This window comes from Streptomyces sp. NPDC001108, from assembly GCF_053598535.1.
Window position 1 is genome coordinate 31840 of the sequence record NZ_JBSFKL010000013.1, and the last position, 13711, is coordinate 45550.

The 13711-nt window shown below is 73.2% G+C and carries 12 protein-coding genes; 6 read left to right on the forward strand and 6 right to left on the reverse strand.

Annotated features, from left to right (window positions below):
- The first annotated feature begins 173 nt into the window (after positions 1-173).
- Positions 174-944 (forward strand): IclR family transcriptional regulator, encoded by a 771-nt coding sequence (locus ACWC97_RS25740; RefSeq protein WP_352275074.1) that lies wholly within the window; start codon positions 174-176, stop codon positions 942-944.
- Positions 945-1072: 128 nt separating this feature from the next.
- Complete coding sequence (locus ACWC97_RS25745; RefSeq protein WP_352275073.1) at positions 1073-2524, forward strand: peptidoglycan D,D-transpeptidase FtsI family protein; 1452 nt, start codon at positions 1073-1075, stop codon at positions 2522-2524.
- 66 nt (positions 2525-2590) lie between these two features.
- Here ACWC97_RS25745 and ACWC97_RS25750 read toward each other — a convergent pair whose 3' ends face one another.
- Both ACWC97_RS25750 and ACWC97_RS25755 read right to left on the reverse strand, forming a co-directional pair.
- Complete coding sequence (locus ACWC97_RS25750; RefSeq protein ID WP_450651824.1) at positions 2591-3775, reverse strand: hypothetical protein; 1185 nt, start codon at positions 3773-3775, stop codon at positions 2591-2593.
- Entirely contained in the window at positions 3772-4776 is a 1005-nt protein-coding gene (locus ACWC97_RS25755; protein WP_450651826.1) for a 5-dehydro-4-deoxyglucarate dehydratase, read from the reverse strand. The genes ACWC97_RS25750 and ACWC97_RS25755 overlap by 4 nt, the downstream gene beginning before the upstream one ends.
- Positions 4777-5042: 266 nt before the next feature.
- On the opposite strand from ACWC97_RS25755, the gene ACWC97_RS25760 reads away from it, so the two are divergent.
- From ACWC97_RS25760 to ACWC97_RS25770, 3 genes are all read left to right on the forward strand, one after another.
- Positions 5043-5852, forward strand: coding sequence for an NAD-dependent epimerase/dehydratase family protein (locus ACWC97_RS25760; protein ID WP_352275070.1), 810 nt, complete (start codon positions 5043-5045; stop codon positions 5850-5852).
- Positions 5853-5963: 111 nt separating this feature from the next.
- Positions 5964-6182, forward strand: coding sequence for a hypothetical protein (locus tag ACWC97_RS25765; protein WP_352275069.1), 219 nt, complete (start codon positions 5964-5966; stop codon positions 6180-6182).
- Positions 6183-6312: 130 nt separating this feature from the next.
- Positions 6313-7533 carry a TerD family protein gene (locus ACWC97_RS25770; RefSeq protein WP_450651829.1) on the forward strand — a complete coding sequence of 407 codons (1221 nt, stop codon included), beginning with the start codon at positions 6313-6315 and terminating at the stop codon, positions 7531-7533.
- Between the two features lie 87 nt (positions 7534-7620).
- On the opposite strand, the gene ACWC97_RS25775 is transcribed toward ACWC97_RS25770, so the two are convergent.
- The 3 genes from ACWC97_RS25775 to ACWC97_RS25785 form a co-directional block, all read right to left on the reverse strand.
- Positions 7621-9099 (reverse strand): alkaline phosphatase PhoX, encoded by a 1479-nt coding sequence (locus ACWC97_RS25775; RefSeq protein WP_352275067.1) that lies wholly within the window; start codon positions 9097-9099, stop codon positions 7621-7623.
- A 171-nt stretch (positions 9100-9270) separates the two neighbouring features.
- The gene (locus ACWC97_RS25780; RefSeq protein ID WP_352275066.1) at positions 9271-10734 is read right to left on the reverse strand and encodes a hypothetical protein; all 1464 of its coding nucleotides are present in this window, start codon (positions 10732-10734) and stop codon (positions 9271-9273) included.
- A gap of 220 nt (positions 10735-10954) precedes the next feature.
- The gene (locus ACWC97_RS25785; RefSeq protein ID WP_352275065.1) at positions 10955-11671 is read right to left on the reverse strand and encodes an antibiotic biosynthesis monooxygenase; all 717 of its coding nucleotides are present in this window, start codon (positions 11669-11671) and stop codon (positions 10955-10957) included.
- Positions 11672-11808: 137 nt separating this feature from the next.
- Here ACWC97_RS25785 and ACWC97_RS25790 point away from each other — a divergent pair, with 137 nt between their 5' ends.
- Positions 11809-12942, forward strand: coding sequence for a lipid II:glycine glycyltransferase FemX (locus ACWC97_RS25790; RefSeq protein ID WP_450651832.1), 1134 nt, complete (start codon positions 11809-11811; stop codon positions 12940-12942).
- A 3-nt stretch (positions 12943-12945) separates the two neighbouring features.
- On the opposite strand, the gene ACWC97_RS25795 is transcribed toward ACWC97_RS25790, so the two are convergent.
- Positions 12946-13638, reverse strand: a complete 693-nt coding sequence (locus tag ACWC97_RS25795; protein WP_450651834.1) for a DUF4232 domain-containing protein — start codon at positions 13636-13638, stop codon at positions 12946-12948.
- Positions 13639-13711 lie beyond the last annotated feature (73 nt).

A 13711-nucleotide genomic window follows, 5' to 3' on the forward strand; every position in this document is an offset into this window, starting at 1 on the left:
CTTCCGCTCACTGCCGCACATCGGAGATTGTTCGGTATTCTGAACAGAGTTCTGAATCGTGAATATGACGTGACTCTATTTCCGGGCGCTCGATGTTGGCAAGGAGCCCCGGTCCAAGGGGTCCGGGGGTTCCGGCGACGGGTCGGGGCCAGTGGCTGGAAGGGTGCAGGGCGATGTCGGTCGGTGAATCCGGCGGGGCACAGGTCAAGTCCGCCGTACGGACGGTGGAGCTGCTCGAATACTTCGCGGGGCGGCCCGGCATGCATTCGCTCGCCGCCGTGCAGGAGGCCGTCGGCTACCCGAAGTCGAGCCTCTACATGCTGCTGCGCACCCTGGTGGAGCTGGGCTGGGTGGAGACGGACGCGACGGGCACGCGGTACGGGATCGGCGTGCGGGCCCTGCTGGTCGGCACCTCGTACATCGACGGCGACGAGGTCGTCGCGGCCGCCCGGCCGACGCTGGACCGGCTCTCCGACGACACGGCGGAGACCATCCACCTGGCCCGGCTCGACGGGACGAACGTGGTGTACCTCGCGACCCGGCAGTCCCAGCACTACCTGCGTCCGTTCACCCGCGTCGGCCGCCGGCTGCCCGCGCACTCGACCTCGCTCGGCAAGGCGCTGCTGGCCACCCACAGCGACGAGCAGGTGCGCAAGCTGCTCCCCGAGACGCTGCCCGCGCTGACCGAGCACACCATCACCGACCGCGAGAAGCTCATCGAGGAGCTGCGTCTGGTCCGCGAGCAGGGGTACGCGGTGGACCGCGAGGAGAACACCCTCGGTCTGCGCTGCTTCGGCGTCGCCGTCCCGTACCGGACCCCCGCGCGGGACGCGATCAGCTGCTCGGTGCCGGTCGCCCGGCTCACCCCCGCGCACGAGCAGCTGGTGAAGGACGCGCTGTTCGACGCCCGGGACCGGCTGGCCCTCGCCACCCGGCGGCTCTGAGCCGTACCGGCCGCCGTACCGGACGCATCCGTCGGGGAAGCCGCCGCGCCCGGACGTCCCATGAGAAAGCGGTGAGAACCGCCCCGGTCGGGAACGGTGCGTGAGGTCCGGCTCGTCCCTCCGATGGGATGAACAGAACCATCAGGCGAACCTCGGTCTTCTGCCTGCTCCTGGTCCTCGCCCTGCTGGTGCGGGCGACCTGGGTGCAGGCATATCAGGCGAAGGCGCTCGCGGACGACGACCGCAACCGGCGGAACACCATCGCGCAGTACGCGCAGCCGCTCGGTGACATCATCGTGGCCGGAAGCCCGGTCACCGGATCGAAGAGGACGGTGGGCAGCGACCTCGCGTACAAACGCACCTACAAGCAGGGCGAGCTCTACGCGGCCGTCACCGGCTACGGCTCGCAGGCGTACCGGTCCACCCAGCTGGAGGGGATCTACAGCGATGTGCTGGACGGCACCGACGACCGGCTGAAGAACCCGCTGGGCGCGCTGACCCGCAAGCAGGAGGAACCGGGCGACGTCCTGACGACGATCGACCCGGACGTGCAGAAGGCGGCGTACGAGGCGCTCGGCGACGACAAGGGCGCGGCGGTCGCGATCGACCCGGCGACCGGCCGGATCCTGGCCATGGTCTCCACGCCCTCCTACGACCCGTCGACGATCAGCGGGACGACGGACGGCACGGCCTGGAAGAAGCTCCAGGACGACCCGGACATGCCGTTGGTCAACCGGGCGATGCGGCAGCCGCTGGCCCCGGGCTCCACGTTCAAGCTGGTGGTGGCCGCGGCCGCGCTGGAGAACGGGCTGTACGGGTCGGTCGACACGCCCACCGACAGCCCCAACCCGTACACGTTGCCCGACTCCAGCACGGTGCTGCGCAACGAGAGCGCGACGGCCCCCTGCGAGAACGCGACACTGCGCGTCGCGCTCCAGTACTCCTGCAACAACGTCTTCGCGAAGGCGGCCGTCGATCTCGGCCAGGGCAAGGTGCGGGCGATGGCCGAGAAGTTCGGTTTCAACGCGGAGAAGCTGGACGTGCCGGTGCGGGCGTCGAAGAGCGTCTACCCGACCGGCATGGACCGGCCGCAGACCGCGCTCACCGGCATCGGCCAGTTCGAGGTGACCGCGACGCCGCTGCAGATGGCCATGGTCTCGGCCGCCCTCGCCAACGGGGGCGAGCTGGCCGCGCCGCACATGGTGTCCTCGGTGACCGACGGCGACGGCGACCCGCTCCAGGAGTACCCGGACGGCGACACCCGCAGGATCGTCTCGGCGTCCACCGCCGAGCAGTTGCGCGGCGCCATGGTGACCGTCGTCGAGGAGGGCACCGGCAGCAACGCGAGGATCGCGGGGGTCGAGGTCGGGGGCAAGACCGGCACCGCGCAGAACGGTGTGGGCAACAGCAGCACCCCGTACGCCTGGTTCACCTCCTACGCGAAGGACCGGTCCGGCGGCAAGGGGGTCGCGGTCGCCGTGGTCGTCGAGGACTCGGGCGCGGCGCGCTCGGAGGTCAGCGGCAACGGCCTGGCGGCGCCGATCGCGCAGAAGATGATGAAGGCGGCGCTGGCGGGCTGAGCGGGGACGGACGGTGGACCGGGCCGGCGGGGGTGGCTGACGGACGCCCCCGCCGGCCCGGCGTCCTCATCCGCGGGAGCGGAGACCGGCCAGGGCCGCGGCGACGGCCGCGAGGTCCGGGTCGGAGGCCAGCCCGGCGTGGTAGAGGCGGAGCTGGTTCGCCCCCAGCGAGGCGGCGTGCGCGGCGTCCCGCTCCAGGGCGGCGGGGCTGCCGCCCATCCCGGTGACCACGGAGAAGTTGGCCGCGAGCACCCCGCCGCGGCCGGTGAACGGGCCGAGCACCGCCTCGCGCGCCGCGTCGTCGCCGGTGCAGGGCAGCACCACGCCGTCCGCCACCGAGAGGATGTGCGCCGGGTCCACGCCGGTGTTCGCGCCGGTGCGGTGGGGTTCGGGATCGGCGTGCAGCAGCACCTGGAAGCCGGGTTCCGCCGCCGCCCGTACGGCCGCGACGACATCCTCCTGGAGCGTACGGGCCACCTCGCCGCGCCACCGGAGGGTGGTGGCGGCGAGATCGGCGCCGAGGAGGTGCCCGATGCCCGCGCGGCCGGCCGCCCCGGAGCCGGAACCGGCCCAGACCGGTTCCAGCGCGGTGCGCACGGCCGCGGCCAGGGCGTCGGCGTCCAGGCCCTGTCCGGCGTAACCGGCGCGGCAGGCGGAGCAGAAGCAGAGCGACATCAGGTACTGCGCCGCGTCGCCGAGCCCGACGCCCGCGATCTTGTCGTGGGCGTGCAGATGGGCGAGGCCGTACCAGCCGCAGGACTCCAGCTCGGTGCCGCGCGCGCCGGCGCGGGTCGCGGCCTCGGCGGCGAGGTCGGTCAGATAGGCGCGCACCTCGGGCCGGGCCACGCACGGCGCCCAGGGGTAGCGGTCGCCGTAGGCGTTGACCACGGAGGTGTCCGGGTGCTCGGCGCCCAGCCGGGAGTTGTGCGCCAGCACCACCCAGCTGTGCACCTCCAGGCCGACGCCGGTGAGGGCCTCGGCGGCCTCGGCGAACGCGTCGGCCGAGGCCGTCCAGGACTGCGTCCGGGGACGGAGCGCGCGCCCCGCCCAGCGGTCGGCGTCCGGCGGGTAGAGCACCGCGGCGTACTCGGCGGTGACGACGCGGTGGGACGGGTGGCGCGGGGTGAGCGCCCGGGTGGAGTGGTAGGCGGCGGCGAGCGTCACCTGCTGGACGCCGAGGTCGGCGAGGCGGCGGGCGGCGTCCGGGTCGCCGACGACGTCCCAGGGGTAGAGGAAGGCCGAGGTCCTCACCCGCGCGTCCCCGGTCCGGGCTCCGGCTGCTCGTCCCCGCCCTGTCCCAGGTGCTCCGATCCGTACCGCTCCAGCACGGCCCGGCCGCGCGCGATGATCGCGGTCAGCTCCTCCACATGGGCGGCGGTCGGCTCGGTGAGCGGGGTGCGGACCGGGCCGACGTCCAGCCCGCCGAGCCGCACCCCGGCCTTGACCAGCGCGACGGCGTAGCCACGGCCCTTGGCGCGCAGCTCAACCAGCGGCCGGTAGAAGTGGTCGAGGAGTTCGCCCGCCAGGGCGTCGTCGCCGGAGTCCAGGGCCCGGTAGAAGGCGAGGGCGATGTCGGGCGCGAAGGCGAAGACGGCGGAGGAGTAGAGCGTGACGCCGATGCCCCGGTAGGCGGGGCCGGTGAGTTCGGCCGTCGGCAGCCCGTTGAAGTACAGGAAGTCCGTGCCGGGCCGTCCGGTGCGGACGGCGCTCACCGTGCGCTGCATCAGGTCGAGGTCGCCGTAGCCGTCCTTGAGGCCGATGATGCCGGGCGTGCCGGCGAGGGCGACGACGGTCTCCGGGGTGAAGACGGCGTTGTCGCGCTGGTAGACGATCGTCTCCAGGGAGGTGGCGGCGGCCAGTGCGGTGTAGTGGCCGAGCAGCCCCGCCTGGTCGGCGACGACGAGGTACGGGGGCATGGCGAGGAGCCCGTCCGCGCCCGCTTCCTCGGCGATCCTCGCGTACTGGATCGCGAGGGCCGTGCCGTAACCGGCCCCGGCGACGACCGGCACCTCCCCGGCGGTCTCCTCGACGGCCGCGGCGACGACCCGGCGGAACTCCTCGGGCGTGAGCGCGTGGAACTCACCGGTGCCGCAGCAGGCGAAGACCGCCGCCGCGCCGGCGTCGACACCGGCGCGGACATGGGCGCGGAAGGCGTCGAGATCGACACCGCCGTCCGGGCCGTACGCGGTGACGGGGAAGAAGAGCGGCCCGGCGACACGGGTGAGGCGGGCGGCAAGAGGTGCTGAGGTCACTGGCGCTCCCTGAGCGTGCAGTCGTGCACAATTCTGACTGGTGTCCACATTCATGAACGACTGCACGCTAAGCCAGCCTCCGGGCGCGGGTCAAGGAGGAGAACGACGCACCATCGTCGAAGCGGGTGGCAAACCCACCCACCCGGGACGCCCTGCCGCCCGCACACTTGACCCGACACATCGACACTTCCTAGCGTGTCCACGGATATGAATGCTGTCCGTGCTGACGTCCACCCCGACGACGTCCAGGCCGAGGAGATCCGCGCATGCCCGCTCCCCGCACCGTCCTGCTGACCGGCGCCGCCGGCGGTCTCGGCACCCTGATGCGCGGGCTGCTGCCCGGGTACGGGTACACGCTCCGGCTCTTCGACGCCGTCCCCGTCGAGGGCGAACCGGACGCCGTCACCGCCGACCTCGGCGACCGGGAGGCGGTGCGCGAGGCGGTCCGGGGGGTCGACGCGATCATCCATCTCGCGGGCATCTCCCTGGAGTCCTCGTTCGACAGGATCCTCCGGGCCAACATCGAGGGCACGTACCACCTCTACGAGGCGGCGCGGGAGGAGGGCGTGCGGCGGGTGGTGTTCGCCTCCTCCAACCACGTCGTCGGCTACACGCCCCGGCCCCTGCCCGGCGATCCGTCGGTGCGCACCGACGCCCCGCGCCGCCCCGACACCTTCTACGGCCTGTCCAAGTCCTTCGGCGAGGACCTCGCCCAGCTGTACTGGGACCGGCACGGTCTGGAGACCGTCTCGGTACGGATCGGCTCCTGCTATCCCCAGCCGACCTCGGTGCGGATGCTGTCGCTCTGGCTGAGCCCGGCGGACGGCGCCCGACTCTTCCACGCCGCGCTCACCGCGAAGGACGTACGACACACCGTCGTGTACGGCTCCTCCGCGAACACCCGGCTGTGGTGGGACCTGGCATCGGCCCGCGCGCTGGGGTACGAGCCGCGGGACGACTCCGAGCCGTACGCGGCCCGGCTCGTCGCCGAACAGGGCGAACCGGACCCGGACGACCCCGACCACGCCCACCTCGGCGGCCACTTCTGCACCCGACCGCCCCTCTGGCCGCACTGACCACGAAGCGCCGCGCCCCGGGCCGAAGCACCCCCCTCACCCCGCAAGTGCAGCACCCTCGCCCGAAATCCGCGCGACAGGACATCCGCGCGGCGGGCAGGATACGGCCCCATGCCGAGACCTTCCGGATTCCTGTACGAGCAGCACGGCGACGCGAGCGTCACCCTCACCCATCACGGCCGCCACGCGGGCACCCTGCGCGGCGCCCGGGCGGCGAAGTTCCTGACGGAGGTGGAGTCGGGGGACGCGCAGTTGGTGATGGCCCGCTGGACGGGGGCGTACAAGCACGGCAACGAACGCACCGCCCGCAACCATCCCCGCAACCGCTGAGCGGCGGGGCAGCCGGGCAGTGGTGGGGGCGGCGGGGGCGATACCGGCGGAAAGTCCGGGAAGTTCAGGAAGTCCGGGTCGTCTCCGAAGGTAAGGGAACGGCAAAGGGACATCGTTCGTTACCCGGAGCATGACCGCTATGACCCCCGGCTCGAACATCCCTCTCTCCGCGGCCCGCGTGGCCGTGGACGTCGCCGCTCCGGTGCGGCTCGACGTCTCGGGCCTGCTCCTCACCGTCAACGGCAAGGTCCGCTCCGACGACGACTTCATCTTCTACAACCAGCCCAACGGCCCCGGTGTGGCCTACCGCTCCGGCGGCGGCACCGCACCGGACGCGATCGTGGTGGACACCGCCGCGGTCCCGGCCGGCATCGAGAAGATCGTCGTCACGGCCAGCCCGGACGCGGCGGGCCAGACCTTCCAGGGCATCGAGCCCACCGCGACGGTGCGCGACGCCGACGACGGCAGCGTGCTCGCCACCTTCACCCCGCCGCGGCTGGGCGCCGAGACCGCGCTCGTGGTCATCGAGGTCTACCGCCGCAACGGCGTCTGGAAGGCCCGCGCGGTCGGCCAGGGGTACGCGAACGGCCTGGCCGGGATCGCCACGGACTTCGGCGTGACGGTCGAGGAGGAGCCCGCCGCCGCGCCGCCGCCCCCGATGCCCTCCGCTCCCCCGGCCCCCGCCGCGGCTCCCGTGGATCCCCGCGTCGCCGCTCCGCCGGCCCCGGCCGCTCCCCCGCCGCCGCCCGCCGCCCCGCCCGCGCCCGGCAGCGGAAAGATCAACCTCGACAAGGGCCGCGTCAGCCTCCAGAAGAACCAGACGGTCTCCCTGGTCAAGGGCGGCCGCCCGCTGCTCTCCCAGGTCAAGATGGGCCTCGGCTGGGAGCCCGCGTTCCGGGGCAAGAACATCGACCTCGACGCCTCCGTGATCGCCTACGGCCCCAACCGCAACCATCTGGACAGCTGCTACTTCGGCAAGCTCTCCATCCTGAACGGCGCGGTCAAGCACTCCGGCGACAACCTCACCGGTGAGGGCGCGGGCGACGACGAGGTGATCGTCGTGGACCTGGGGCGGCTCCCCGCCGAGGCGACCGGCCTGGTCTTCACGGTCAACTCGTTCACCGGGCAGAAGTTCACCGAGGTCGCCAAGGCCTACTGCCGGCTGGTCGACGCGGCCACCGGCGAGGAACTGGTCCGCTTCGACCTGACGGGTGCCGAGCCGCAGACCGGCGTGATGATGGCCAAGCTGATCAGGCAGTTCTCCGGCGAATGGGAGATGACGGCCATGGGCGACTTCGTGAAGTCGCGCACCGTCCGGGGCATGGTGAAGCCCGCCGCCCAGGCGCTGTAGCCGAGGGCGCCGGGCCAGGTCCGGCACACCCCTGTACGGGGCTCGGCCCGCCACTGGGCGGCGGAGCCCCGTACGGAGCGGCGGACACTACTTCTGCGGCTGGCGCTTCCACGGGCCGGTGATGGCGACCATGATGCCCGGCGTCTGGATGTTGGCGTACAGCGTCCGCCCGTCGGGCGAGAAGGTGACGCCGGTGAACTCGCTGTACTCCGGCTCCTCCTCGCTGCCGATGTTCAGCTCGTTGCGGGCGATCGGGTAGGTGCGGCCGCTCCCGGTCGCGCCGAAGAGGTGCTGGAGGCCGTCGCCGTCCTCGGCGATGACCAGACCGCCGTACGGCGAGACGGTGATGTTGTCCGGGCCGTCGAAGGCACCGTCCTTCGACGGGTCGGGGTTGACCCCGAGCAGCACCTTCAGGGTCAGGGTGCGGCGCTTCGGGTCGTAGAACCAGACCTGGCCGTCGTGCTGGACGGGGCTCTCGGCGCGGGCGAACGAGGAGACGACGTAGGCGCCGCCGTCGCCCCACCACATGCCTTCGAGCTTGCGGGCGCGGGTGATCTCGCCGTCGGCGAACTGCTTGCGCACCGAGACGGTCCTGGCGTCGCGGTCGGGCACGTCGGCCCAGTCCACCCCGTAGACCGTGCCGATCTTCGTGGCGCGGGACAGGTCGTCGACGAACGCGCCGTTCTTGTCGAAGCACTTGGCGGCCTGGAGGACCCCGGCGTCGTCGGCCAGCGTGCGCAGCTTGCCCCGGCCGTGCTTGAAGCCCTGCGGCGGGACCCAGCGGTAGAGCAGCCCGTTGGGCTTGGAGGCGTCCTCGGTCAGGTAGGCGTGGCCGAGCTTGGGGTCGATGACGACGGCCTCGTGGGCGTACCGGCCGAAGGCCTTGATCGGGCGCGGGTCGCGGTTGGCCCGGCGGTCGTAGGGGTCGACCTCGAAGACGTAGCCGTGGTCCTTGAGCAGGCCGTTCTTGCCCGCCTTGTCCTCGGTCTCCTCGCAGGTCAGCCAGGTGCCCCACGGGGTGGCGCCGCCCGCGCAGTTGGTGGACGTGCCGGCGATGCCGACCCACTCGGCGGTGCGGCCGTCGCGACGGGTCTCCACGACGGTGCAGCCGCCGGCCGCGACCGGGTCGTAGACGAGGCCCTCGGTGAGCGGGACCGGGTGCTCCCAACCGGCCCGTACGCCGCTGAGCTCGTGGTTGTTGACGAGGAGGGTGACGCCGCGCGGACCCTCGAAGGCGGCCGTGCCGTCGTGGTTGGAGGGGGTGTACTCGCCGGTCTCCAGCCGGGTGACCCCGCAGTGGGTGACGACCTGGTACGAGAAGCCCTTGGGGAGGGCGAGGAGGCCCTTGGGGTCGGGGAGCAGCGGGCCGTAGCCGGGCTCACGGCCGTGACCGTGGCCGTTGCCCCGGTCGTTGTCGTTCTCGCCCTGGTCGTTCCGGCCGCGCTCCGGCTCGTCCGCCGCCAGGGCGCCCGGCGCGGTGGCCAGCGCCGCGACGGTGCCGGTCAGTGCGATACCGGCACCGGTGAGGGCGGACTGCTTGGTGAATTCCCTGCGCGTGAAGGGCATCACGTAACTCCTGGGGACGACGTGGGCGGGCTGTTGCCGCACCCACGTTCGCGCCCCCACGCCAACATCAGTTGAACTGCGGACGACGTCCGGGGGCACCCTTTCTGTGCAGTTGGCCGGAACCTGTGTCCAATTCCCGCCCCACGGTCCGCGCCCCCGGTCGACGGGCGGTCAGGAGCCGGTGCGCGAGCGGGCCTTGAACGCCGCCTTGCGGGCTTCCTTCGCCTTCTTCTTGTCGCTGTGCAGGCGCCCCATCGCGTCGAGGACGTCGGCGGTCGCCGGGTGGTCCACCCGCCAGACCTCGTCGAAGAAACCGTTGTGCCGGCCGGCCAGCCCCTCGACCAGGCCCTGGAGCTCGTCGAGGTCGCCGTCGGCCGCCAGCTGGGCCGCGATGGTGTCGACGGCCAGCCAGAAGATCATCGACTCCGAGGGCGCGGGCACCGCGTCCGCGCCGAGCTCCACGAGCCAGACCCGGGCCAGGCCGCCCAGCTCGGGATCGTCCAGCACCGCGCGTACCGCGGGCTCCGCCTCCGCGCCGACCAGGGCGAGCGCCTGCTGGCAGTGGAGCCGGCGCAGCGGCGCTCCCGGGTCCGTGCCGCGCGCCGCGGCCAGCAGTTCGGCCGCCGCCCCGGCCGCGTCGCCGCGCCGGGCCAGCCACAGCTCGACCTCGCTGCCCGCCGCCGCCTCGGGGTAGTGCGCGACACCGGCGAGCAGGGCGTCGGCGCCCTTGTCCGCGAGGTCGCCGAGCGCCGGGGCGTCCACCCCGGCCTCCCGCATCCGGGCGCGCAGCCCGTACAGCCCGAGCGGGGTGAGCCGGACCATGCCGTACCGGGTGACGTCTTCGTCGTCCGCCGCCGGAACGGCCTCCTCGCCGGCCTCCACCAGCAGCGACTCGTCCACCGGGCGGTAGTCGACGAGGCCGATCGGCTCCAGTACCCGGAACTGGTCGTCCAGACGCATCATCGCCTCGGAGACCTGCTCCAGCACGTCGTCGGTCGGCTCGCCCATGTCGTCGGGGACGATCACCGAAGCGGCGAGCGCGGGCAGCGGCACCGGCTCCGGGTCCGTGCCGCCCCGGCCGTCGCCGACGGTGAGCAGGTAGAGGTTGGCCAGGGCCCCGTCCAGGAAGTCCGCCTCGGCCTCCGGGTCCCAGTCCAGCGCGTCGAAGTCGACCGAACCGTCCTCGCCGACCAGTTCGGCCAGGTCGTCGAAGACCGGCGCGGTGGCGTCGGCGTACGCGGCCTCCAGGCCGTCGAGCCAGATCGCCAGCACGTCCTGCGGCGAACCGCCGGTGACCAGCGGCAGGTTCTCCCCGGGGGCGGCCGTTCCCACCGCGTCCGGGCCGTCCTCCTCGACCGGGTCCGTCACGTCGATCAGCCCCGTGTCGACCGCGAGCCGCCATGCCTCGCTCGCCTCCGCCGCACCGTTCTCGTCGGCCGTGAGGCCCAGGTGCTCGGCAGCCGCGGGCAGCTTCTCGTCGACGAGCTCGCCGCCCGCGCCGACACCGGTCTCCGGCCCCGCCCAGCGGGCGAGCCGGACGGCACGGGCGAGCAGCGGCGCGGCCAGCGCGTCCCGTGCCAGCTCGGCCTCGGTGCGCAGCCGGACGGGCGGCAGGGTGGGGGGCTCTGCGGACATCAGGGGGGTCTCCTCGGGACATACGGTTCGTACGGGATCGGGCGGGCCCCAGCGTAGACGCAATTCGCCCCATGCCGCCCGGCTCATGGGGCGGACCGGGGCGGCCCGTCCGGCGGGCCTTGACAACCGCCCCGCCCACACGAGGGATTGACGCACGTGGCGCCCGCGGCCCGCGGGCGCTCCGCCTCGGCCCGCAGGCCCTGTCCCGCCCCCCGGGGTTTCACCCGCCCGTGCCCGGCGCGAGGGAGAGCGCGGGCGTGTACCGGTGGACCCCGCCGCCGGCGGTCACCCCGGGGTAGGACCGCACCCGCTCCCACTGCGGGGTGTCCGAGCCGATCCCCACGCCCTTCCCGGCCAGCGCGTCCATGTGGGTGCGGGCGCTCTCCCACTCGGCGTAGTTCACCACCCGCGTCCCGTCGGTGCTCACATGGAAGTGGCCGGAGATGCCGCCGGGGGCCCGTGATCCGTCGGTCGCCAGCGCCTCGAACACGGTGTCCACCCAGTCCCGTTGGCGCGCCGGGTCGGGGCCCTCGAACGCGACGTCGACGATCACCACGCAGCCCGGCTCCCGCGCGTCGTCCTCCCCCGGCAGCAGCGAGCGGTAGAGCTCCAGGGTGTGCAGCCCGAGCCGGCGGATGCCCGGTACGGCGGCGTCGATCTCCGCGTTGCGCTCGTCCCGGCCGTCACGGAAGAAGTCCTGGTAGGCCTCCTCGCCACTCCACTGGCTGTAGTGGAGGAGTGTCCGCCCGTCCTCGCCGGTGTGGACGGTGTACGAAAGAAGTCCGGGGTGCGGCCAGTCGCGGCCGCCCCACGCCGCACGGATCGCCTCGACGGTCGCCCGCATGCGCTCCGGCGTGCCGGTGTCCCAGGTGCTCATCTTGACGAGGCCCACGTCGTTGCGGGCAGGATCGGGACGGGATGTGAAACGCACGCTCATGGCGGATCCTCCTGACCGGGGCACCGGGGTGGTGCGCCCTCACCGGCCACCCTCGTACGTCAACCGGAGTTGAGGTCAACACACCACGTCCGGCCGCCCCACCGCGTTCACCGAGAGCACGACGAACGGAGTACCGCATGGCACCGCTTCTCAGGACGATCAGCCGCGAGGAGCATCTGGCGTTCGTCGCGGGCCGCCCGTCCGTGAGCCATATGCAGGTCCCGTCGTGGGGCGACGTGAAGCCCGACTGGCGTGCGGAGAGCATCGGCTGGGTCGACCGGGACGGCGCGGGCCGGGAGCGGATCGTCGGCGCGGGGCTCGTGCTGTACCGGCCGATCCCCCGGCTGAAGCGGTACCTGGCCTATCTGCCGGAGGGCCCGGCCGTCGACTGGTTCGGCGCGGAGCCCCGGGAGTGGCTCGATCCGATGGTGGCGCATCTGAAGACGCGGGGCGCGTTCGCGGTGCGGATGGGGCCGCCGGTGGTGGCGCGGCGTTGGGACGCCCGCACCGTCAAGGAGGCCATCGCCGACCCGGCGGCCGGGCGGCTGCGCGACGTGCCGGCGGACGAGGAGGACCCGAGGGCCGCCCGGCTCGCGGCGGAGCTGACCCGGCTGGGCTGGCGGCGCGGCGAGGAGGAGAGCGAGGACGGGTTCAGCGCGGGGCAGCCCCGGTACGTCTTCCAGGTGCCGTTCGCCGGGCGCACCCTGGAGGAGGTCCGCGGCGGCCTGAACCAGCAGTGGCGGCGGAACGTCAAGAAGGCGGAGAAGGCGGGCGTCAAGGTCGTCGAGGGCGGCTTCGAGGACCTTCCGGCCTTCTACGGGCTGTACCGCGAGACGGCGGAGCGCGACCGCTTCATCCCCCGCCCGCTCGCCTACTTCGAGCGCATGTGGACCTCGCTGCGGGCCGAGGACCCCGGGCGGATGCGGCTCTACCTCGCCGAGCACGAGGGGGAGACGCTCTCCGCGGCGACGATGCTGACCGTCGGCGACCATGTCTGGTACTCCTACGGCGCCTCGACCGCCCACCGGCGCGAGGTCCAGCCGAGCAACGCCGTCCAGTGGCGGATGATGAGCGACGCGCACGAGCGGGGCGCGGCCGTCTACGATCTGCGCGGCATCACCGACACCCTGGACGAGAGCAACCACCTGCTGGGCCTGCTGCGGTTCAAGGTCGGGACGGGCGGCCGGGCGGCGGAGTACATCGGCGAGTGGGACTACCCGGTCAACAAGGTGCTCCACAAGGCGTTCGCCCTGTACATGGCGCGCCGCTGAGCCTCAGCGCGTGGTCCGCCAGGCCGTCATGTTCAGCTCGTCGAGCAGGCGTACGTCGCTGCCTTCGAGCGGGAAGACGCGGGGCTCCAGGCCGGGGGCCGGGGCGATCTCCAGGGCGTCGCCCTCGATGAGGTCGCCCCCGGTCGGGGTGGAGACCCAGGCCAGCAGCGCGTACATCTTGCGGCCCGGCTCCAGCACGACCTGCTGCGGGCCCCGGTCGGTGCCCATGTAGGAGGAGCCGGGGTTGACCTTGACCGGCAGCGGGTCGCCCGCCTCGTCCAGCGCCCGGACGGAGGGGTAGCCGTGGACCGGGTACGGCTTGGAGCCGCAGTTGGTGAGGGTGAGCCCGACGGCCCGGTGGCCGAGCGCCGGCTCCACCTCGCCCATGTCGACGACGACGCCGGAGGACGGGCAGTCGGCCGGGCCGGTGGGCGTGGGCGCGGGGGTCGTCGGCCGTTCGGCGGGCGGGCGTCCGGCAGTCGTGACGGGGGCGCTGGGGAACGGGGAGGGCAGCCTGTCGGCGTGGACCCGGTACGGGTCGGTGGGCGTCGGCCCCGGCTCGCCCTCGCCCGCCGGTACGAGGAAGCCCGAGCAGCCGGAGAGCGTGAGCCCCAGCGCCCCGGCCAGGAGCGCGGCCGCCAGCGGGCCGCGTCCCCGGTGGACCGTTCTGTGCTCTGTACCCGTCCGTCCCCGCATGCTCGCGCCCCCGCCCGGTCGACCGTCCGCCGTATAGACGTTCGATCATGCCAGAGCGCGGCGGACCGGCATC